Source organism: Mycobacterium sp. NPDC003449 (assembly GCF_053588415.1).
On the sequence record NZ_JBSFPX010000006.1, the window covers coordinates 26,049 to 46,877 of the forward strand.

Sequence of the window (20,829 nt, forward strand, 5' to 3'; positions counted from 1 at the left end):
CCGGAGGGCTTCACCCAGGTGGCGCCCGGTCGACCCGCCTGGGTTGGGGTCGGTATACCCTGGCCGGGTGAACTTCTTCGACCAGGCCATCGAGCTCGAACCGGCGGGTGACGGGCGGTTCCGTGGCCGCACCATGCCGGAATGGGCCAATATGGTCGGCCCGTTCGGCGGTATCACGGCGGCCACCCTGATCCGCGCCGTCGAGTCGCATCCGCAGTGCCACGGGCAGCCGATCGCCCTCACGGCGAACTATCTCGCCCCGATCGCCGACGGTGAATTCGATATCGACACCAGGGTGGTCAAGACCAACCGCTCCAACCAGCACTGGATCCTCGAGCTCAGCCAGGGTGGCGAGGCCAGGACCACGGCCACCGCGGTGTTCGGGCCGCGCCGGGAGACCTGGGGCCACAGCGAGGTCGCGGCCCCTGCCGCACCCGCGCCCGAGGGTGTCGACCGAAGCCGACCCTCGTTCGACGTGGTGTGGTTCGCCAACTACGACACCCGCTACGTCGACGGTGCCATGCCGGAGCCACAGGACGGCGGATCGGAATCGTCGACCACCACCCTGTGGGTCCGCAACGATCCGCCGCGGCCGATGGACTTCGCCTCGCTGACCGCCGTGAGCGATATCTTCTATCCGCGGGTCTTCCTGCGGCACGGCCGGTTCGTGCCCGCGGGCACGGTCACCATCACCATCTACTACCACGCCGGTAGTGACGAACTCGCCGCGCAGGGTGATGATTTCGTGCTGGGGACGGCGCGCGCCCACCGGTTCTCCCGCGGTTATTTCGATCAGGAGGCACAGCTGTTCGGCCGCGATGGCACCCTGCTGGCCACCACCCATCAGTTCGTCTATTTCAAGGATTGAGCCGCCGGGACTGCAGGGCGATCCAGGCACTCACCCTGGTCTGCGGATCGTCGAGTCGCCCCGGCAGCGCGGCTTCGATGGCGTCGAGCCGGTTGCGCACCGTATTACGGTGCAGCCCGAGCTCCTCGGCGACCTTGAGCCGGGACCCGTGATGGCGCAGAAAGCTGTGCAGGGTCTCGATCTGTTCGGAATCCAGTGCCCGCAGCCATGATTCGGCGAATGCGGCGGCCCGCTCGGGATCGATGAGGCCCAGCGGGCCGTTGCCGACGACCCGGCCCCAGACCACCAGCGGTGCCGTCGGGGTGGCCTGCGCGAGGGCCAGGCCCGCGGTGCGGTATCCGGATGCGGCGTCTCGCAGCGCGACGGTGTCGCCGATCCCGACGCGCAGGCCCGCATCGGTCAGCGCGGCGGTGGTCGTCTTGGCGTGCCCGGGTCCGAGGGCCGCGCACAGTTCGCCGGTGTAGCCGCCGGCCAGAACTCCCCGGTACTCCAGCGTCGATAGCGCCTCGTTGATCTCGGACTCGCCGCCCGTGGCGCGCAGGAACTGGATCCGCTCGGTCAGCTGCGGTGCCGGCGGATCCACGTCCAGCACCAATTGTGCGGTCGCTGCGTCGTTTTCGACCAGCATCTGGATGGCCCGGTCGCGCAGGCGCTGCCGGGTGTCGGCGCGACCTCGGAGTTGCTCGTCGACGAGGCCGAGCACGGCGACAGCGGTGGTGACGGCGTGGCGCTGCCCGTCCGACGGGTGCGTCGGGCCCATCGCCGCCAGATAGGTCGACGGCTTGCCGCGTAACCCGATGGGCTGCACCGAGACCGTCATGGCCGGCCGGGACCGGGCCGCGGCCGAGCGCAGACCGTGGGCCCGCAGCCGCCGCACGTCCGCGGCGACCTCGCCGAGGACAAATTCGGTGCGCCGTGGACCGGCCGGGCCGACGAGGGCACGTCCGTCCGGGCCCATCAGACACACCGCACCGTCGAGCGCATGGGCCAGCGCGGAGACGACCGCCGCCCTGGGGTCGGGTTTGGCGGCCGCCGAGATCAGCCGACGCTGGGTCTTGAGCGCGTCGCGGGCCGCGGTGGACTCCTGGCGCTCCAGCTCCCGTGCCACCTGCCTGCTGATCGCGACGAACGTCGTCGGGGCCGGTACCTCGAACAGGTTCACTTGGTGTTCTCGGCACGCATCGGCCAGCGCCTGCGGCGTCCTGGCGTGAGTCAGCCCGATCCCGAGGCCGACCGCCGCGATCCCGGCCTCAGCCAGCCTCCGCACGTAGCCGTCCCACTGCGTGGTCCAGTGCCGGGTCTCGATACCCGTCGTGAGCAGGATCTCGCCACCCTCCAAAAACGGTGTGGGATCGGTGAGTTCGCTGGTAGCGACCCAACGGATGTCGGTGCCGGCCCGCGCCAGTTGGACGGCGCGCAGCCCGAGCGCCGGCACCCCGAGGATGCTCTCGACCGTGACCATGGTGGCATTTTCGCACATCGATGTGCAGATGAACTGTGCATTTATGACCTGGGGCGGGACCGCCCCGCCGCCTACCGTGAGCGCCAGCACAGCAGTAGGAGGACATGTGACCACGACCGAACTGGCCGGCCCGGCGATCGCCCAGGAGCGGCGGCTTGTCACCGCGATCCCCGGACCCGTCTCCCAGCGGATGCAGGCCCGAAAGGAACACACCGTGGCCCGCGGCGTGGGCACGACGCTGCCGGCCTACATCGTGGCCGCGGGTGGGGGCGTGCTGGTCGACGCCGACGGCAACCAGCTGATCGACTTCGGGTCGGGCATCGCGGTCACCACCGTCGGCAACAGCGCTCCGGCCGTCGTAGCCGCCGTCACGCGGCAGGTCGCGGCGTTCACCCACACCTGCTTCATGGTGACGCCCTACGAGGGCTACCTGCGGGTGGCCGAGGAACTCAACCGGCTCACCCCGGGCGGGCACGACAAGCGCACGGTCCTGTTCAATTCCGGCGCGGAGGCCGTGGAGAACGCGGTCAAGATCGCCAGGGCGCACACCCGCCGCCAGGCCGTGGTGGTGTTCGACCACGCCTATCACGGCCGGACCAATCTGACCATGGCGATGACCGCCAAGAACCAGCCGTACAAACACGGATTCGGGCCGTTCGCCGGCGAGGTGTACCGGGTACCGACCTCATTTCCGTTGCGCGACGGCGAGATCGACGGTGCCGCGGCGGCCGCACGGGCCATCGACCTGATCGACAAACAGGTCGGCGCCGACAACGTCGCGGCCGTGGTGATCGAACCGATCCACGGCGAGGGCGGTTTCATCGTGCCCGCCCCCGGATTCCTGCGGGCCATGCAGGAGTGGTGTACCCGCTCGGGCGCGGTCTTCGTCGCCGACGAGGTGCAGACCGGATTCGCCCGCACCGGAACGATGTTCGCGTGCGAACACGAGGATCTGGTGCCCGATCTGATCGTGACCGCCAAGGGGATCGCGGGCGGGCTGCCGCTTTCGGCGGTCACCGGCCGGGCCGAGATCATGGATGCACCGCACGCCGGAGGGCTCGGCGGCACCTACGGCGGCAATCCGGTCGCCTGCGCGGCCGCGCTCGCGGTCATCGAGACCATCGAACGCGACGGGCTGGTGGACCGGGCGCGGCGGATCGGCGACACCATGCTCGGGCGGCTCACCGCGCTGGCGGCGGCGGATCCGCGCATCGGCGACGTCCGCGGCCGCGGTGCCATGGTGGCCGTCGAGCTGGTCAAGCCGGGGAGCACCGACCCCGACGCCGAGCTGACCAAGCGGATCGCGGCGGCCGCACACGCACAGGGTCTGGTGGTGCTGACCTGCGGCACCTACGGCAATGTGCTGCGCTTCCTGCCCCCGCTGTCGATGCCGGACCACCTGCTCGCCGAGGGGCTCGACATCCTGGCCGACGTGTTCGGGGCCAACGCATGACGCTCGCCGCCGAGACATCCGCCGCGACCACCTTCGAGGTGCACGATCCGGCCACTGGCCGGGTGATCGCCGAGGTGCCCGACGCAACCGTGGCCGATGCCGGCTCGGCCGTCGACGCCGCGTACCGCGCATTCGGGGCGTGGGCCGCCATGGCTCCCCGGCGGCGCAGCGAAATCCTGCGCCGGGCCTACGATCTGATGCTCGCCGACACCGACCGGCTGACCGGGCTGATCTGTGCCGAGAACGGCAAGTCGCAGGCCGACGCCAGGGCCGAGGTGGGCTATGCCGCCGAGTTCTTCCGCTGGTTCGCCGAGGAGGCGGTGCGCACCGACGGCGGCTACGGCCTTAGCCCGGCCGGAGACACCCGGACCCTGGTGACCCACAAGCCCGTCGGGGTGGCAGCCCTGGTGACGCCGTGGAATTTCCCGGCGGCCATGGCGACCCGCAAGATCGCCCCTGCGCTCGCCGCCGGCTGCACCGTGGTGCTCAAACCGGCCGCCGAGACCCCGCTGACCGCGCTGGCGGTGGCCGAGATCCTGGCCGAGGCCGGGGTGCCGGACGGCGTGGTGAACGTGGTGCCGACCACCGCCGCCGCCGCGGTGGTGTCGGCCTGGCTGGCCGATGACCGGGTACGCAAGGTGTCGTTCACCGGCTCCACCGGGGTCGGGCGGGTACTGCTCAAACAGGCCGCCGACCGGATCGTCAACGCCAGCATGGAGCTCGGCGGCAACGCGCCGTTCGTGGTGACCGCCGACGCCGATATCGCCGCCGCCGTGCGGGGCGCGATGGTGGCCAAGTTCCGCGGCGGTGGGCAGGCCTGCACCGCGGCCAACCGGTTCTACGTACACGCCGCCGTGGCCGATGAGTTCGTCACCGCCTTCGGGGCCGAGATCGCGGCCCTGCGGGTCGGCCCGGCCTCCGATCCGGCCGCACAGGTCGGGCCGTTGGTCAGCGCGCGCGCCGCGCAGCGGGTGACGACGGCGATCGGCGCGGCCGTCGGTGCCGGGGCCGTCGTCGCGGCACGGGCGGATGCTCCCACCGACGGCTGGTTCGTGGCGCCGACCCTGCTCACCGGGGTGGCCCCGGATGCGGCGATCCTGGCCGACGAGATGTTCGGCCCGGTCGCGCCGGTCGTGGTCTGGGAACACGAACAGGATCTGCTGCGATGGGTCAATGATACCGAATACGGCCTGGCCGCTTATGTTTTCGCCGGACGCCTGCAGGATGCGCTGCGGCTGGCGGAGTCCATCGACGCCGGCATGGTCGGCATCAACCGGGGCGTCGTATCGGATCCGTCCGCGCCGTTCGGCGGCATGAAGCAGAGCGGGCTGGGCCGGGAGGGCGCCCGCGAAGGGCTGCACGAGTTCCAGGAGACCCAGTACTTCAGCGTCGCGCTCGACTGAGGCGCGAAGCCGGGCTCAGAACGGCGCGGTGTGCACCATCAGGCTGAGCATCAGCCAGGTCGCGAACAACAGCGAGCCCAGCATGACCAGACACATGACGGCGGCCACCAGCCACCTGGTGACACAACGCCTGCCACGCGCGAAGGCGGTGAATCGCCGGTCCTGCCTGAGCTCATTGGCGAGAAGGGCGAATTCGACATCGGTCAACTCGGCATCGGCGGCCGGTGCCCCCGCGGCCATCTCGCGCAGACGGGCCGCGGCGATGCCCACGCCGACTTCGGCGAATCGGCGGCTCATCCGGCGCGCCTGTCGGCGGCTGATCCGGTGACCGCGGGTGTCCATCCAGAACGGCCAATGTTCCCATCCGCCGCTGCGTGCGTTTGACGGGACCGTCATGAAGCATTGAGTCTAGTCCGGTCCGGATGACACCGCGCCGTAAATCGTGCTCTCCGATCACCGGATCACCCGGTGCACGTCGCCCTTCACGTCGCCGCCCTGCTGCGCGATCCACCGGTAGCGGCCGGCGCCGTGAGCGGTTGTCCGAACCATCCCGCTACACTTACCGTAAGTACAACGGTTAGGGGCCGCGTTGATCAAGGTCATGCAGGGTGTCCGGGTGCTGGAGGTCGCGCAGTTCACGTTCGTGCCCGCGGCGGGGGCGATCCTCGCCGACTGGGGCGCCGACGTCATCAAGGTCGAGCATCCCGTTCGCGGCGACACCCAGCGCGGCTTCATCAACATGGGTGGTTTCGAGCTCGACCCGAACCGGCACCCACTCATCGAACATCCCAACCGCGGCAAGCGCAGCGTCGGCATCGACGTGTCGAAGCCGGACGGGCAGGAGGTGCTCTACGAGATCGCCAAAACGGCCGACGTCTTCCTCACCAACTATCTGCCGCAGGCGCGCCAGAAGCACAAGTTCGACGTCGAGCACATCCGGGCGGCCAACCCGGACATCATCTATGCCCGCGGCAGCGCCTACGGCGACAAGGGCCCGGAGCGGCTGGTCGGGGGGTTCGACGGCACCGCATTCTGGACGCGCAGCGGCGTAGGACATGCGCTGACCCCCGAAGAACTGGGCGGAGCTCTGTCGCAGGGGATTCCGGCGTTCGGGGATTCGATCGGCGGCATGAACATCGCCGGCGGCATCTCGGCCGCACTGTTCCACCGGGACCGCACCGGCGAAGCGCTGGAGATCGACGTCTCCCTGCTGTCCACCGCATGGTGGGCGGCGGGCGCCAGCGTCACCCAGGGCATGGAGACCGGTGAGACGATGCGTTCGCTGATGCCGGATTCCATCGGCCCGTCGGTCAACCCGTTCCTGGGTAACTATCTGACCTCCGACGGCGGCACCATCAACCTGTGCATCGTGAGCCCCACCGGCTACATCCGCGACGCGTTCGAACACCTGGGACTCGCCGAGCTCGCCGACGACCCGCGGTTCGCCGATGTCCTGCCCCTGATCGAAAACGCGGAAGCGGCCGCCGAGCTGATCGCCAAGGCGATCCGCGGCAAGCCGTTCGAGTATTGGCGTCAGCACCTCAAGACCATGAAGGGGCAGTGGGCGCCGTTCCAGAGCCTGGTCGACCTCGGCTCCGACGATCAGGCCATCGCCAACGACATGGTCGTCGAGGTCGAAGCCGCCGACGGCGCCAAACCGTTCCGGGTGGTGCGTGGGCCGGTGCAGTTCAACCATGAACCGCTCGAGACCACCCGGGCCCCGCAGGCCTCCGAGCACACCGAACTGGTGTTGATGGACGTCGGTCTGGACTGGGACCGGATCGCCGAACTCAAGGATTCGGGCGCCATCGCCTGAGTGCCCGGTCAGTGCACCCGCATGCGTTCAATGCCGGTGACGCGCAACATATCCAGTGCCGAGGCCGCGCGGGTGCCTGCCGCGGCGGAGTAGACGACCATCGACTGGTCGGTGTCCGGCAACAACAGGACGTCGCAGTCCAGGACGAGCGTTCCGAGGTCGGGGTGCCGCACCGTCTTGCCCATCGACCGCCGCACCGTGGCGGGCCCGTGTTCCCATACGGTCCTGAACCGTTCGCTGCCCGCCATCAGTTCGGCGATCAGCGCACGCAGGTCCGGGTCGTCCGGATGGCGGGAGAGCGCGGTGCGCAACAGCGCGACCGACTGCTGTGCCGATACCTCGTCCTCGTCGGCCTCGAGCGCCACCGGAAGATCGCCGTCGCCGAGAAACCGCTGCCAGATGATGTTGCGGTGCTCGGCGGGCCAGCGACTCAGATCGCCGAGAAGCGCACAGGCCATCGGGTTCTGGGCCAACACATCGCCCTTGGCCGAGACCACCAGTGCGGGCAGGTCGGTCAGCCGTTGAAGTAGCCGCAGCATGCTCGGACGGATCGACATCTCGACGTGCCCGGCGAGCGGCGGTGCGCTGCCGGCGAGGCGGAAGACCAGGTCACGCTCGTCGCGGTCGAGCCGCAGCGCCCGCGTCAACGCCATCAGTACCTGGTTCGACGGCCGCGGACCACGCCCCTGCTCGAGGCGGGTCACATAGTCGACGCTCAGCCCGGCGAGCTGAGCCACCTCCTCACGGCGCAGCCCGGCAACCCGCCGCCGTGGACCGGCCGGCAGGCCGACCTCCTCGGGCGCGATGCGGGCCCGGGCCACTCTGAGGACGTGGGCGAGCTCGGAACGGTCCATATGTCCAGTCTGCCCCCGTCGCCGCCGAATACCCTGGGACCATCACTCCCAGTCTCAGACGTGCCTGGATGGCCAACCGATACCGGGCCACCGTGGAGGCATGAGCGAAACACCAACCACATCGAACACCACCACCAGCGTCCTGATCACCGGGGGTAACAAGGGCCTGGGCTACGAGACGGCGCGCCGTCTCGGCGAACTCGGCTGGCGCGTCTTCCTCGGTGCCCGCGACGAGGTCCTCGGCCGTGAGGCGGCCGAGCGGCTCGCGACGGCCGGCGCGGACGTGACGTTCGTCCCGCTGGACGTCACCTCCGACGATTCGGTCGGCGCCGCGGTCGAGATCGTCCGCGCGAGCACCGACCGGCTCGACGTCCTGATCAACAACGCCGGGATCACCGGCGAGCGGATCGGCTCCGGTGAAGCGCTGACCCCGCAGTTCGTCTCCGTCGAGGAGACCCTGCCGCAGCAGGTCGCCGCCGTTTTCGAGGTCAACGTCCTCGGCCCGGTCCGGGTCACCCATGCGTTCCTGCCGCTACTGCACGCCGGACACGACCCGCGGGTGGTGATGGTCTCCAGCGGCGCCGGGTCCCTGACGATCGCGACGGATCCGCAGCGCAAGGAGTCCGCGTTCCCGCATCTGATGTACCCGTCGTCCAAGGCGGCCCTGAACATGATCACCGTCCAGTACGCCAACGGGGTCCCCGGCGTCCGCTTCAACTTGGCCGACCCCGGCTTCACCGCCACCGACCTCAACGGCCACCACGGCACCCAGACGGTCACCGAGGGAACCGACGCCATCGTCGAGTTCGCCACCACCTCGCCCGGGCCCACCGGGCAGTACCGCGACCGCGACGGTGCGCTGCCATGGTGACCGCGGCGGGCGGGGCGGTACCGACTTTCTCGATGGCCGAACGCACCCGCCGGTGGAACATGGCTCGCGAGTTCATGGCCCGGGACGGGCTCGACGCGCTGCTCGTATTCGGCGAGCATGAGGATGCCGGCCCGGCACCGTTCGCGTTCGACACCTGGTTCACCAACAGCAGGGCCGGCACCACGGTGGTCTTTCCCCGCGCCGGCGAGCCGGTGTCGCTGTTCCCGATGGAGATGTTCGCGACCGACCACCTCGAATCCGCCCGCAGCGGCGACATCACCTGGATTCCGGCCGAAAACATGCGGGCCCACCGGGACTCGCGGGTACTCGCCGACACTCTCGATGAGCTGGGCCTTGCGGAGGCGACGGTCGGGGTGGTGGGTCTCGACGTGTATCCGCCGTGGCATCCCGAGGGCATCGTGCCCTACCGGCTCTGGGACAACCTGCTGCGCCGGCTCCCCCGTGCGGAGTTCCGCCCGGTCGCCACGGCGTTCACCCGGCTGATCATGGCGCTGGGGTCAGAAGAGATCGACGCCGTTCGGCATTCGGCCGGCATCGGCGACGCCATGGTGCGGGCCATGGTGGATACCGCGGCCGCCGGTGTGCCGGAGAGTGAGGTATACGCGGCGGGCATGGCTGCCGGATACGCGCGTGGCACACTGCCGGCCGCCATGCACTTCTGGTCCGGTCCCGACCCGCTGGCGCGTGGCCTGCCCCCGTGGGGCTATCGACCGCAGGCCCCGCGCATCCTGCGGGAAGGCGACACCATCTACGCCGAGGTGTTCTGCAACTTCGGCGGACGCCACACCCAGAACCAGGCCACCATCACCATCGGCGAACCGCACGAGGAGCTGTGGCGGGCCGCCGGCGTCGCGCGGGCGGCCTACGATGCGGGGCTGCGAGCGCTGCGGCCCGGCAACACGTTCGGCGACGCCGTCGAGGCCATCCGGGAGCCGTTGAACGCCGCCGACGGCTGGGAGTTCGGCCCGGCGATACACGCGCTCAACCCGCTGATCGCGGCGAGCGGCTTTCCGGCGGACGGACGCAGGCGGATCGCCGGCGTGCAGGCCTACCCCGTCGAGGCCGACCATCCCACCCTCGGCGGCGACATCGAACTCAAGCCGGGGATGACGTTCGCGCTCGAACCCAACTACGCCTTCGACCGGCACCTGGCCTACCTCGGTGGCACGGTGATCGTCGGCGACGACGGTCCGTCCGAGCTCAGTCCGTACACGGCGCAGATCCTCTCGGCGGGCGGGTGACCGTCGCCTCTCCGCCGTGACGGACTCGGATAAAACAATGCGGACGTTGCCGGTTCACCCGGCAACGTCCGCATTCGGAGTCGTGGTACTGGTCTCAGTACGCGACCAGATGCGTGTGGAGGGCGCGCTTGCGCCGGCTCAACAGGCTGGTCAGCCACCGGATGTCAATCAACATGGGGATCTACTTTCTTCTCAGGCGCTCTTGGTCAGCAGGGGCAGCAACCGTCGGCGGGCCAGATTGCCTTCGGCGAAGTGGTGCAGCGCTTCGGGAACCGATGCGCTCAGCGGGACACCCGCGTCCAGCAGTCGCAGGTCCTCGATCACGTCGTGGTCGGCGATCACGGCCCAGTCGACGCCGAGCTCACCGCAACGGTCGTCGATGTCGTAGAACAGCGATATCCCCTGGGGGGCAAAGCTGTTGACCGCGCTCATGTCCAGTACCAGCGGCTTCTCGGGAAGGATGAAGCGGTTCACGTAGGCGGTGATGTGGTCGATGTTGCGGCCATCGACGTCGCCCTTGACCGTCACCACGGTCGCGAGCTGGCGGCAGTGTGCCCGCATCGAGGCGCCGTCGCAGACCGCGGCGGGATTCCCGTACCTAAACTGGTGATCCGAAGCCGGGGTGTTGTTCGTGATAGTCATGATCAGCCTCCCGTCGGTTTCTCAGAGCTGCCGGTCGAGCTCCTTCGCGTCAACCTGGCACTCACGCTAAGCGGGCAATCTAAGGCACCAGGGAGCTGGCGTTAATACTTTGCTAAGAACCCCCATTCGTACTGGCCGGTAGCCCGGACCCGACGGATGGGCGCGGAGCCCTTGACTGGGCCGGGCCGGATGACCTACCGTGACGCGCGTCACCTATTGAAACGTTTCAAGTTGCGATGCGACTCGATCCGCCCGCCCGCGAGAGGCAGCCCATGAGAATCGGAGCCCGCTCCACCACCGGCTGGCGGGCCACCATCGCGGTGGCCATGTCCAATTACATCGAAGCCGGGTCGATCATCGCGATTGCCACCAGCCTCGGGTTCTGGCAAGCCGAGTTCGGTATCAGCAACTTCGCGGTCGGCCTGTTGGCGGCGTTGAGCGCCAACGCTTTCGGTGCGGCGATCGGGGCCATTCTCGGCGGGCCGCTGTGCGACCGGTTCGGCCGCAAGGCGATCTACACCTACGACCTGCTGGTGTACATGGTGGGCGTGCTGCTGGCCGCGTGCGCGGTGAACTACGCCATGTTGTTGGCGGCTTTCGTCATCACCGGCATCGCGGTCGGCGCGGGAGTGCCCGCGTCCTGGACTTACATCGCCGAGCAGGCGCCGTCGACCGACCGGGCCAAACATGTCGGCACCGCGCAGCTGGCCTGGTCGACCGGGCCGCTGATCGGGTTCGCGCTCGCGGCGGCGCTGGCACCGCTGGGTCTGGTCGGCTCCCGGATCATCTTCGTGCACCTGTTCCTGGTCGCCGCGGTGGTCTGGTGGGTCCGGCAGGGCCTGGCCGAGTCCCGGATCTGGACCGACGAGGGACGTCACGAAACCACCCGCCTGGCCGCGTCGGTGGGAACCCGGGGGCTGCGCGGGTTGTTCTCCCGCCGGGTCAACATCACCGCCCTGCTGTTTCTCGGCGGGATCTACCTGTTCTGGAACACTGTCGCCGGGCAGGCAGGCATCTTCATGCCCCGGGTCTATGACACCGCGGGCCTGCACAGCCCGGTCGCCCAGAACCTGCTGCAGGTGCTGGTCTGGGGGGCCACGGTGCTGGCCACCTATTTCGGTTTCATGCGCTACGCCGACCGGATGAGCCAGCGCCTGCTCTATGTGATCGGTGCGGCGTTGGGCATCGTCGGGTGGGTGGTCCTGGTGGCGTTCACCGACAGCGGCGTGCCGACCATGCTGGCCTTCGCGGTGCTCTGGGGTATCTCCTCGGGCATCGGTGCCCAGGCCTTCTACAGCCTGTGGGCCAGCGAACTGTTCGCCACCCCGTACCGGGCCAGCGCCCAGGGCACGATGTTCTTCGTGGTCCGCACCGCGACCGGTCTGCTGAGCTACTTCTTCCCGACCCTGCTCGCCGCCACCGGCCTGACCACCGTCGGCATCCTGCTGGTCGCCCTGCTCACCATCGCCCTGCTGATCGGCGCCATCGGGGCGCCGTCGACCCGCGGGAGGACACTGCAGGACATCGAGGCCGAACGATACGGCGCACCGGTATCGCCGGACGCGCAGCCGATTGAGAGGACACCGGCATGAGCACAGCGCTGCTGCACCCAACGTTGGACAACCTGGCCATCGAACTGCCGTCGTGGGCCTTCGGGAACTCCGGCACCAGGTTCAAGGTGTTCGGCACCCCCGGCACCCCGCGCACCGTCGAGGAGAAGATCGCCGACGCCGCGACCGTGCACCGGTTCACCGGACTGGCGCCCAGCGTCGCGCTGCACATCCCGTGGGACACCGTCGACGACTATCCGGCGCTGGGCCGCTACGCCACCGAGCGGGGCGTGCGGTTGGGCACCGTCAACTCGAACACGTTCCAGGACGACGACTACAAGTTCGGCAGCCTCACCCACACCGACAAGGCGGTCCGGCAGAAGGCCATCGACCATCACCTGGCGTGCATCGAGATCATGAACCAGACCGGCTCGACGGACCTGAAGATCTGGCTGGCCGACGGCACGAACTATCCGGGGCAGGGCGACATCCGCGGGCGCCAGGACCGGCTGGCCGAATCGCTGGCCTCGATCTATCAGCACATCGGGCCCGGTCAGCGCATGGTGCTCGAATACAAATTCTTCGAGCCCGCCATGTACATGACCGATGTGCCGGACTGGGGCACCGCGTACGCCCAGGTGAGTGCGCTCGGCGAGCGGGCCGTGGTGTGCCTGGACACCGGACACCACGCACCCGGCACCAATATCGAGTTCATCGTCGCCCAGCTGCTGCGGCTGGGCCGGCTGGGGTCGTTCGACTTCAACTCCCGCTTCTACGCCGACGACGACCTGATCGTGGGTGCCGCCGACCCGTTCCAGTTGTTCCGCATCATGTTCGAGGTGGTGCGTGGTGGCGGGCTGGACCCGGACTCGGCGGTGGCGTTGATGCTCGACCAGTGTCACAACGTGGAGGCCAAGATTCCGGGACAGATCCGCTCGGTGCTCAATGTCCAGGAGATGACCGCGCGGGCACTGCTGGTCGACACCGAAGCGTTGAGCGTGGCCCAGGAGAGTGGGGATGTGCTGGGCGCCAACGGAATCTTCATGGACGCCTTCTATACCGACGTGCGCCCGGCGCTGGCCGCGTGGCGCTCCGACCGTGGCCTGCCCGCGGACCCGATGGCTGGCTTTGTGGCATCGGGATACCAGGACACCATCGACGCCGAACGCATCGGCGGAACCCAATCCTCGTGGGGGGCCTGATATGACCGCCAACACCGTCGGCGAGCTGATCGGCCGGTCCAACCGGCTCGGCGCGGATCCCAAGAACACCAACTACGCCGGCGGCAACACCTCGGCCAAGGGCACCGACATCGACCCGGTGACCGGTGAACCGGTGGACCTGTTGTGGGTCAAGGGGTCCGGCGGTGACCTCGGCACGCTGACCGAGAACGGTCTTGCCGTGCTCCGGCTGGACCGGATGCGGGCCCTGGTCGAGGTGTATCCCGGGGTGGACCGCGAGGACGAGATGGTCGCGGCGTTCGACTACTGCCTGCACGGCCGCGGCGGGGCCGCCCCGTCGATCGACACCGCGATGCACGGCCTGGTCGATGCCGACCACGTCGACCACCTGCATCCCGACTCGGGCATCGCGTTGGCCACCGCGGCCGACGGCGAAGCGCTGACCAAGCAGATCTTCGGTGACCGGGTGGTGTGGGTACCGTGGCGGCGGCCGGGATTCCAGCTCGGGCTGGACATCGCCGACATCAAACGCCGCAACCCGCAGGCGATCGGCACCATCCTGGGCGGTCACGGCATCACCGCATGGGGTACGACATCGGCTGAGGCCGAGGCGCATTCGCTGGAGATCATCGAGACCGCGGAACGCTACCTCGCCGACAACGGCCGCCCCGAGCCGTTCGGTGCGCCGCTGACCGGCTACGGCGCGCTGCCCGACGAGCAGCGCCGCACCAGGGCCGCCGAGCTCGCGCCGTTCATCCGCGGCCTGGCATCCACCGACAAGGCGCAGGTCGGCCATTTCACCGACGATCCGCGGGTTCTGGAATTTCTTTCGGCCAGTTCCCATCCCCGGTTGGCCGCGCTGGGCACCAGCTGCCCGGACCACTTCCTGCGCACCAAGGTCAAACCGCTCGTGCTGGATCTGCCCGCCGATGCGTCGGTCGATGAGTGCAAGGCGCGGCTGGCCGAACTGCATGAGGCCTACCGTGCCGACTATCGGGCCTACTACGACCGGCACGCCGGCGCCGACAGTCCGGCCATTCGGGGCGCCGACCCGGCGATCGTATTGATCCCCGGCGTGGGCATGTTCAGCTACGGCAAGGACAAGCAGACCGCCAGGGTGGCCGGCGAGTTCTACCTCAACGCGATTAACGTGATGCGCGGCGCCGAGGCGATCTCCAGCTACGCTCCCATCGACGAGGCCGAGAAGTTCCGGATCGAGTACTGGGCGCTGGAAGAGGCCAAGCTGGCCCGGATGCCCAAACCCAAACCGCTCGCCACCCGCATCGCCCTGGTGACCGGGGCGGCGTCGGGTATCGGCAAGGCCATCGCCACCCGGCTCGCCGCCGAAGGGGCCTGCGTGGTGATCGCCGATCTCGACGCCGAAAAGGCAACGGCGGCAGCCGAAGAGATTGGGTCCGCCGATATCGCGATCGGGATCGCGGCCGATGTCACCGACGAGGACGCGGTGCGGCGCGCCGTCGACGCCACGGTGCTGGCCTTCGGCGGCATCGACATCGTGGTCAACAACGCCGGCCTGTCCCTGTCGAAGTCGCTGCTGGAGACCACCGCGGCCGATTGGGATCTGCAGCACAACGTGATGGCCCGCGGTTCGTTCCTGGTGTCGAAGGCGGCCGCCAAGGCGCTGATCGACCAGAAGATGGGGGGTGACATCCTCTACATCTCGTCGAAGAACTCGGTGTTCGCCGGGCCCAACAACATCGCCTACTCGGCGACCAAAGCCGACCAGGCCCACCAGGTCCGGCTGCTCGCGGCCGAACTCGGCGAACACGGCGTCAAGGTCAACGGCATCAACCCCGACGGCGTGGTGCGGGGGTCGGGCATCTTCGCCGGCGGTTGGGGCGCCAAACGGGCCGCGGTGTACGGCGTGCCCGAGGAGGACCTCGGCAAGTACTACGCCCAGCGCACGTTGCTCAAACGCGAAGTGCTGCCGGAGAACATCGCCAACGCCGCATTCGCGTTGTGCACCTCGGACTTCTCGCACACCACGGGGTTGCATGTGCCGGTGGATGCGGGGGTTGCGGCGGCCTTTCTCCGATGAGCGGCAAGAGCGCCCAGGTCGTCGCGGTCGATCTCGGCGCCACCAGCGGTCGGGTGGTCGTCGCCGATATCGGTGACGACGCACTGAGCATGCGTACGGTGGCCCGGTTCCCCAACGATCCGGTCACCCTGTGGGACGGCCGCCGGACCGCGTTGCACAGCGACATCCCCGGGTTGTACGGCCAGATCGTCGCGGGCCTGACCCAGGCCGGGCGGGAATGCGAGAATCTGGCCGGGATCGGCGTGGACTCGTGGGCGGTCGACTACGGCCTGCTGCGCGACGGTCGGCTCCTGTCGCTGCCCGTGCACTACCGGGACAGCCGGACCGAGCGCGGTGTCGCGCTGGTGCACGAGGTGATCGACGCCGAAGAGCTGTACCGGCGCAACGGTATTCAGCATCTGCCGTTCAACACGGTCTATCAGCTCGCCGACGAACGGGTCAACGGACTGCTCGAGCAGGCCGATACCGTGCTGCTGATCCCCGACCTGATCACCTACTGGCTGACCGGTCAGCGAGTGGCCGAGCGGACCAACGCGTCCACCACCGCGCTGCTCGGCCTGGACGGGGCCTGGGACCACGAGCTGATGAGCAGGCTGCACCTGCGGCACACCCTGTTCCCCGACGTGGTGGAGGCCGGCAGCCGTCGGGGCCCGCTGCTGCCGGAGGTCGCCGCGCACCTGGGCGTGCAGACCGGGGTGGTCTCGACCGCGTCGCACGACACCGCCTCGGCGGTCGCCGCGATTCCACTGCAAGACGACCGGTCGGCGTACATATCCTGCGGCACCTGGGGTCTGGTCGGTGTCGAACTGACCCATCCGGTCACCACCGAGGCGGGCCGGCTGGCCAACTTCACCAACGAGGTCGGCGCCGACGGGCGGATCCGGTTCCTGCACAACGTGATGGGGTTGTGGCTGCTGAGCGAGACGATCCGGCACTATGAGCGCACCGGCGAGCCGTGCGAGCTCACCGAATTGGTGGCCCGGGCCGCCCGCGAATCTGCGCCGGCCCAGCTGTTCGACACCAACGATCCGCGGTTTTTGGCGCCCGGTGACATGCCCACCAGGATCGCGCAGTGGTACCGCGAGCGGGACCTGCCGGTACCGGACCGTCCGGCGGCCATGGTGCGGGCCATCCTGGAGAGCCTGGCCGCCGCCTTCGCGGCCGCGGTGTGCACGGCCGCTGACCTGTCGGGTGTGGCGGTGCGCATCGTGCATCTGGTCGGCGGCGGCGCGCGCAATGACCTGCTGTGCCAGCTGATCGCGGATCGGCTCGGCATGCCGCTGCTGGCAGGCCCGGTCGAGGCGACAGCGCTGGGCAATGTGCTGCTCACCGCCCGGGCCGAGGGCCTGGTCGAGGGTGAGCTGCCGGAGCTGCGCGCGCACACCGCCCGGTGGTTTCCGCCGCGACGCTACGTGCCTCGCCCGGACCGGGCCTCGGTGATGGTGTGATGGTGACCGTGGTGAGCATGCGTGACGTCGCCGCCGCGGCGTCGGTGTCGGTGGGCACGGTGTCCAACGTGCTCAACGCACCCGACAAGGTCGCGCCGACAACCGTGGCCCGCGTGCAGGCCGCCATCGGCGATCTGGGATTCGTCCGCAACGACGCCGCCCGCCAGCTCAAGGCGGGCCGGTCGCGCAGTGTCGGGCTGGTGGTGCTCGACATCGGCAACCCGTTCTTCACCGATGTCGCCAGGGCCGCCGAACGTCGTGCCGCCGAACACAATCTCACGGTGCTGCTGGGTACCTCCGACGACGACGGTGACCGGGAACGGGCCTATATCGACGTTTTCGACGAACAACGGGTGTTCGGGCTGCTGGTCTCCCCGGTCGGTGAGGATCTGCGACGGCTCACCGCGCTCCGGGACCGGGGCACCCCGGTGGTGCTGGTCGACCGCGACGGCAGGGGTACGCCATTCGACTCGGTGGCCGTCGACGATGTGGCCGGTGCCCGATTGGCGGTGGACCACCTGTGTGCGACCGGTCGGCGCCGGATCGCCTTCGTGGGCGGACCCGACACCCTGCGGCAGATCCGCGATCGACGCCGGGGGGCCGCCGCGGCCGTCGCGGAAACTCCTGGCGCACAACTGGAGACGATCACCACGCGGGCGCTGAGTGTGCCGGCCGGCAGCGCGGTGGGTGAGGCGTTGCTCGACCGGGCGCCGCGCAACCGGCCTGAGGCGATCTTCTGCGCGAACGACCTGGTGGCGATCGGCCTGCTGCAGGCGCTCACCCTGAGGGGCGATGTGCGGATCCCCGAGGACATCGCACTGGTCGGCTACGACGATATCGACTTCGCGCGGTCGGCGGTGATCCCACTGACCTCGGTGGCGCAGCCCACCGCGACGATCGGGGCCACCGCGGTCGATCTGCTGGTCGAAGCGGCCGGGGGATCCCGTGCTCGGGACCCCAAACATGTGCTGTTCCAACCGGAATTGTTCGTTCGGGCATCCACGGCCTGATACGGGCTGCGAAGCGCTTGCGTGCAAGATTGCAGCCACCACGTGACCGCAGTCTTCCGCTTAGAGCTGGGCTGAGCGAAAAACTAGACGATCAGCACATCCAGCATGCGCGGGCCGTGCACGCCCTCGACCCGCTCCAGCTCGATATCGCTGGTGGCACTGGGCCCGGAGATGAAGGTCAGCGGCCGCGTAGCGTCGAGTGCGGCGAACCCCTGCGGCACGGTGTCGACGATCTGGTCGGTGCGCACCACGCAGATGTGGTGGTCGGGGACCAGGGTCAGCGCGCGGCGGCCCTGCGCGGGGCCCGCGTCGAGCACGATGGTCCCGGTCGCGGCGATCCCCACCGCGCAGCCGGTGAGCACCGCGTCGGCGCCGTCGAGGTCGTCGATGCTCAGGACGGGATCGTCGGTGACCGTGGTGACCTCGGTGACCCACTCGGCGGGCAGGTCGGCCGGAATCACCACGGTGGCCTCGGCCGCGACCAGCCCGCGCACGGTCGCCGCGATCTCGCCGGGTGCGATGCGGTGCACCCTGGCCCGGTATTCGGCGACGGTCTCGGCGAACCGGTCCGCATCACCGTGGCCGGTCAGCGGCGCGCGCTCGTAGTCGCGGGGTACCACAACGGGTTCGGGTGGTGCGGCGGCCAGCGCGGCCCGGATCCGGCCCAGCACCGCCGCCCTGGCGTCGGTCACGGCAGGCTCCCTTCGTGCGTCCGGTTCCACCACTGGCGGAACGTCTCGGCGGGCGGCTCGGGGATATCGCGGCTGGCGGTCCATTTGGAGGCCGGCCAGGGCAGCGCCGAGATCCGGTGGTCCTTCCCGGCGATCAACCGGCCGGCGCCCAGCGCCTTCTCGGCCAACGAGAACCGGCCAGCGCGTGACATCGCCCAGCCGGCGGCCTTCATCGCCAGGTCCTGCCCGCCGGGACGGCCGCCTCGTTCCGAATCCACCTGGGCCGCACGCAGATGCACCAGGATCGACGGGATGTCGATGCGCACCGGGCACGCCTCGAAACAGGCGCCGCACAGCGAGGACGCGTAGGGCAGGCTGGCGTTGGGATCGTGGTGGCCGCCGGTGCCGGTCAGCTGCGGGCTCAGGATCGCCCCGATCGGGCCCGGGTACACCGACCCGTAGGCATGCCCGCCGGTGCGTTCGTAGACCGGGCACACGTTGAGGCAGGCGCTGCACCGGATGCAGTGCAGCGCAGCGCGTCCCACCTCGTCGGCCAACACCCGGGTGCGGCCGTTGTCCAGCAGCACCAGGTGGAATTCCCGGGGCCCGTCGCCGGCGTGCACCCCGGTCCACATCGAGGTGTAGGGGTTCATCCGCTCCGCGGTCGAAGACCTGGGCAGCAGTTGCATGAACACCTCGAGGTCGGCGAACGTCGGCACCACCTTCTCGATGCCCATCACGGTGATCAGGGTCTGCGGCAGGGTCAGGCACATCCGGCCGTTGCCCTCGGACTCCACCACCGCGAGCGTTCCCGTCTCGGCCACACCGAAATTCGCCCCGCTCACCGCGACCCTGGCGGTGAGGAATTTGCGGCGCAGGTGCGCCCGCGCCGCCATCGCCAGCACCCGCGGTTCATCGGTGAGCTCGCCCGCGTCGGGCATCTCACGTTCGAAGATCTCCCGGATCTCGGCCCGGTTGCGGTGGATCGCAGGCACCAGGATGTGGCTGGGCTTGTCATGGCCTAGCTGTACGATCAGCTCGGCCAGATCGGTCTCGAAGGCCGCGATTCCCTCGGCCTCCAGGTACTCGTTGAGGCCGATCTCCTGGGTGGCCATCGACTTGACCTTGACCACCTCGTCGGAGCCGGTGGCCCGGACCAGTGCGGTGACGATGCGGTTGGCCTCGTCGGCGTCGCGGGCCCAGTGCACCACACCACCACGCGCGGTGACGTTGGCCTCCAGTTGCGCCAGCAGCTCGGGCAGCCGGGCCATCACGTCCTGTTTGAGTGCGCTGCCCGCGGCCCGCAACTCTTCCCAGTCGGCGCATTCAGCGACCGCACCCAGGCGTTTGGCCCGGATCGTGTGCGTGGCGTGCCCGATGTTGCGGCGCAGCTGGGAATCGGCGAGGGCCCCGCGGGCCGCGCTCGGGAAGGATTGCTCGCCGCGCAGGTTACCCAGCCCGGGGGTGCCGAGGAAGGTGCTCATGCGGTCGTCCGCTGCGGGTCGCTTCGCCGGCCCTGGCAGGCCAGGATCTCGGCCAGGTGCACCGTGCGCACGCCCGAGCGCAGCCGGTCCAGCCCGCCGCCGATGTGCATCAGACATGACGAGTCCCCGGCACTGCACACCTCGGCGCCGGTGTCGAGAATGTTGGTCATCTTGTCGGCCAGCATCGCGGTGGACGTGTCGGCGTTCTTGAGCGCGAACGTTCCACCGAACCCGCAGCAGGATTCGGCGGCGGGCAGTTCCACCAGGGTCAGCCCCCGCACATTGCGCAGCAGGCGCAACGGTTTGTCGCCGACACCGAGCATCCGCAGCGAGTGGCAGGTGGGGTGATAGGTGACGCGGTGCGGGTAGTAGGCGCCGACGTCGTCGATGCCGAGCACATCGACCAGCAATTCCGACAGTTCGTAGGTCCTGGCCGCGACCGCCTCGGCCCGGACGGCCAGCGCCTCGTCACCGGCCCTGCGGGCCACCATGGCGTGCTGGTGGCGCACCGAACCGACACACGACCCGGACGGCGCCACCACCGCATCGCACCCGGAGTCTTCGAACGCCTCGACGTGGTTGCGCACCACCGGGACCGCCTCGTCGAGATAACCGGTGTTGATATGCATTTGGCCGCAGCAGGTTTGGCCGGGCGGGAAGGAGACTTCATGGCCCAGCCGCTCGAGCAGCTGCACCGTGGCGATCGCGGCGGGTGGGAAGAGCGCATCCGCCAGGCAGGTCGCGAACAGGGCGATTCGCATGGACACTCCTAGGCTGTGATCCGTCCACATTACG

At 69.3% G+C, this 20,829-nt stretch carries 18 protein-coding genes; 11 read left to right on the forward strand and 7 right to left on the reverse strand.

What is annotated here, in order from left to right; translation table 11 throughout:
- The first annotated feature begins 67 nt into the window (after positions 1 to 67).
- On the forward strand, positions 68 to 868 hold the full coding sequence (locus tag ACWDTP_RS03275) for an acyl-CoA thioesterase (protein WP_450016538.1): 801 nt from the start codon (positions 68 to 70) through the stop codon (positions 866 to 868).
- On the opposite strand, the gene ACWDTP_RS03280 is transcribed toward ACWDTP_RS03275, so the two are convergent.
- Complete coding sequence (locus ACWDTP_RS03280; RefSeq protein ID WP_450016540.1) at positions 858 to 2,330, reverse strand: PucR family transcriptional regulator; 1,473 nt, start codon at positions 2,328 to 2,330, stop codon at positions 858 to 860. The genes ACWDTP_RS03275 and ACWDTP_RS03280 overlap by 11 nt on opposite strands.
- 106 nt (positions 2,331 to 2,436) lie before the next feature.
- On the opposite strand from ACWDTP_RS03280, the gene gabT reads away from it, so the two are divergent.
- Complete coding sequence (gene gabT / locus ACWDTP_RS03285) at positions 2,437 to 3,783, forward strand: 4-aminobutyrate--2-oxoglutarate transaminase (RefSeq protein WP_450016542.1); 1,347 nt, start codon at positions 2,437 to 2,439, stop codon at positions 3,781 to 3,783.
- Entirely contained in the window at positions 3,780 to 5,186 is a 1,407-nt protein-coding gene (locus ACWDTP_RS03290; protein WP_450016544.1) for an NAD-dependent succinate-semialdehyde dehydrogenase, read from the forward strand. Before gabT ends, ACWDTP_RS03290 begins: the two co-directional genes overlap by 4 nt.
- 15 nt (positions 5,187 to 5,201) lie before the next feature.
- Here the strand turns inward: ACWDTP_RS03290 and ACWDTP_RS03295 are convergent, their stop codons facing one another.
- Positions 5,202 to 5,582, reverse strand: a complete 381-nt coding sequence (locus tag ACWDTP_RS03295; protein WP_450016546.1) for a hypothetical protein — start codon at positions 5,580 to 5,582, stop codon at positions 5,202 to 5,204.
- 205 nt (positions 5,583 to 5,787) lie between these two features.
- On the opposite strand from ACWDTP_RS03295, the gene ACWDTP_RS03300 reads away from it, so the two are divergent.
- Positions 5,788 to 7,002 carry a CaiB/BaiF CoA transferase family protein gene (locus tag ACWDTP_RS03300; RefSeq protein ID WP_450016656.1) on the forward strand — a complete coding sequence of 405 codons (1,215 nt, stop codon included), beginning with the start codon at positions 5,788 to 5,790 and terminating at the stop codon, positions 7,000 to 7,002.
- A gap of 8 nt (positions 7,003 to 7,010) precedes the next feature.
- Here the strand turns inward: ACWDTP_RS03300 and ACWDTP_RS03305 are convergent, their stop codons facing one another.
- Positions 7,011 to 7,856, reverse strand: coding sequence for a helix-turn-helix transcriptional regulator (locus ACWDTP_RS03305; RefSeq protein WP_450016548.1), 846 nt, complete (start codon positions 7,854 to 7,856; stop codon positions 7,011 to 7,013).
- 100 nt (positions 7,857 to 7,956) lie between these two features.
- Here ACWDTP_RS03305 and ACWDTP_RS03310 point away from each other — a divergent pair, with 100 nt between their 5' ends.
- Together ACWDTP_RS03310 and ACWDTP_RS03315 are read left to right on the forward strand one after the other, a co-directional pair.
- Positions 7,957 to 8,727: an SDR family NAD(P)-dependent oxidoreductase gene (locus tag ACWDTP_RS03310; protein WP_450016550.1), complete on the forward strand. Its 771-nt coding sequence runs from the start codon at positions 7,957 to 7,959 to the stop codon at positions 8,725 to 8,727.
- Positions 8,721 to 9,989, forward strand: coding sequence for a M24 family metallopeptidase (locus ACWDTP_RS03315; RefSeq protein ID WP_450016552.1), 1,269 nt, complete (start codon positions 8,721 to 8,723; stop codon positions 9,987 to 9,989). The genes ACWDTP_RS03310 and ACWDTP_RS03315 overlap by 7 nt, the downstream gene beginning before the upstream one ends.
- A gap of 192 nt (positions 9,990 to 10,181) precedes the next feature.
- Here ACWDTP_RS03315 and ACWDTP_RS03320 read toward each other — a convergent pair whose 3' ends face one another.
- Entirely contained in the window at positions 10,182 to 10,631 is a 450-nt protein-coding gene (locus tag ACWDTP_RS03320) for an STAS domain-containing protein (protein ID WP_450016554.1), read from the reverse strand.
- A gap of 272 nt (positions 10,632 to 10,903) precedes the next feature.
- Between ACWDTP_RS03320 and ACWDTP_RS03325 the strand changes: the two genes are divergently transcribed.
- From ACWDTP_RS03325 to ACWDTP_RS03345, 5 genes are read left to right on the forward strand one after another with little or no spacing between them, the layout of a single operon-like run.
- The gene (locus ACWDTP_RS03325) at positions 10,904 to 12,223 is read left to right on the forward strand and encodes an MFS transporter (RefSeq protein ID WP_450016556.1); all 1,320 of its coding nucleotides are present in this window, start codon (positions 10,904 to 10,906) and stop codon (positions 12,221 to 12,223) included.
- Positions 12,220 to 13,383 carry an L-rhamnose isomerase gene (gene rhaI / locus ACWDTP_RS03330; protein ID WP_450016558.1) on the forward strand — a complete coding sequence of 388 codons (1,164 nt, stop codon included), beginning with the start codon at positions 12,220 to 12,222 and terminating at the stop codon, positions 13,381 to 13,383. Before ACWDTP_RS03325 ends, rhaI begins: the two co-directional genes overlap by 4 nt.
- Before the next feature lies 1 nt (position 13,384).
- The gene (locus ACWDTP_RS03335) at positions 13,385 to 15,421 is read left to right on the forward strand and encodes a bifunctional aldolase/short-chain dehydrogenase (protein WP_450016560.1); all 2,037 of its coding nucleotides are present in this window, start codon (positions 13,385 to 13,387) and stop codon (positions 15,419 to 15,421) included.
- Positions 15,418 to 16,869, forward strand: a complete 1,452-nt coding sequence (locus tag ACWDTP_RS03340; RefSeq protein WP_450016562.1) for a rhamnulokinase — start codon at positions 15,418 to 15,420, stop codon at positions 16,867 to 16,869. The genes ACWDTP_RS03335 and ACWDTP_RS03340 overlap by 4 nt, the downstream gene beginning before the upstream one ends.
- Positions 16,870 to 16,886: 17 nt before the next feature.
- A complete protein-coding gene (locus tag ACWDTP_RS03345; protein WP_450016564.1) occupies positions 16,887 to 17,879 on the forward strand; it encodes a LacI family DNA-binding transcriptional regulator in 993 nt (330 codons plus the stop codon).
- 83 nt (positions 17,880 to 17,962) lie between these two features.
- Here the strand turns inward: ACWDTP_RS03345 and ACWDTP_RS03350 are convergent, their stop codons facing one another.
- From ACWDTP_RS03350 to ACWDTP_RS03360, 3 genes are read right to left on the reverse strand one after another with little or no spacing between them, the layout of a single operon-like run.
- A complete protein-coding gene (locus tag ACWDTP_RS03350; protein WP_450016566.1) occupies positions 17,963 to 18,571 on the reverse strand; it encodes a LutC/YkgG family protein in 609 nt (202 codons plus the stop codon).
- Positions 18,568 to 20,034, reverse strand: coding sequence for a LutB/LldF family L-lactate oxidation iron-sulfur protein (locus tag ACWDTP_RS03355; protein WP_450016568.1), 1,467 nt, complete (start codon positions 20,032 to 20,034; stop codon positions 18,568 to 18,570). The genes ACWDTP_RS03350 and ACWDTP_RS03355 overlap by 4 nt, the downstream gene beginning before the upstream one ends.
- Positions 20,031 to 20,795 carry a (Fe-S)-binding protein gene (locus tag ACWDTP_RS03360; RefSeq protein ID WP_450016570.1) on the reverse strand — a complete coding sequence of 255 codons (765 nt, stop codon included), beginning with the start codon at positions 20,793 to 20,795 and terminating at the stop codon, positions 20,031 to 20,033. The genes ACWDTP_RS03355 and ACWDTP_RS03360 overlap by 4 nt, the downstream gene beginning before the upstream one ends.
- Positions 20,796 to 20,829 lie beyond the last annotated feature (34 nt).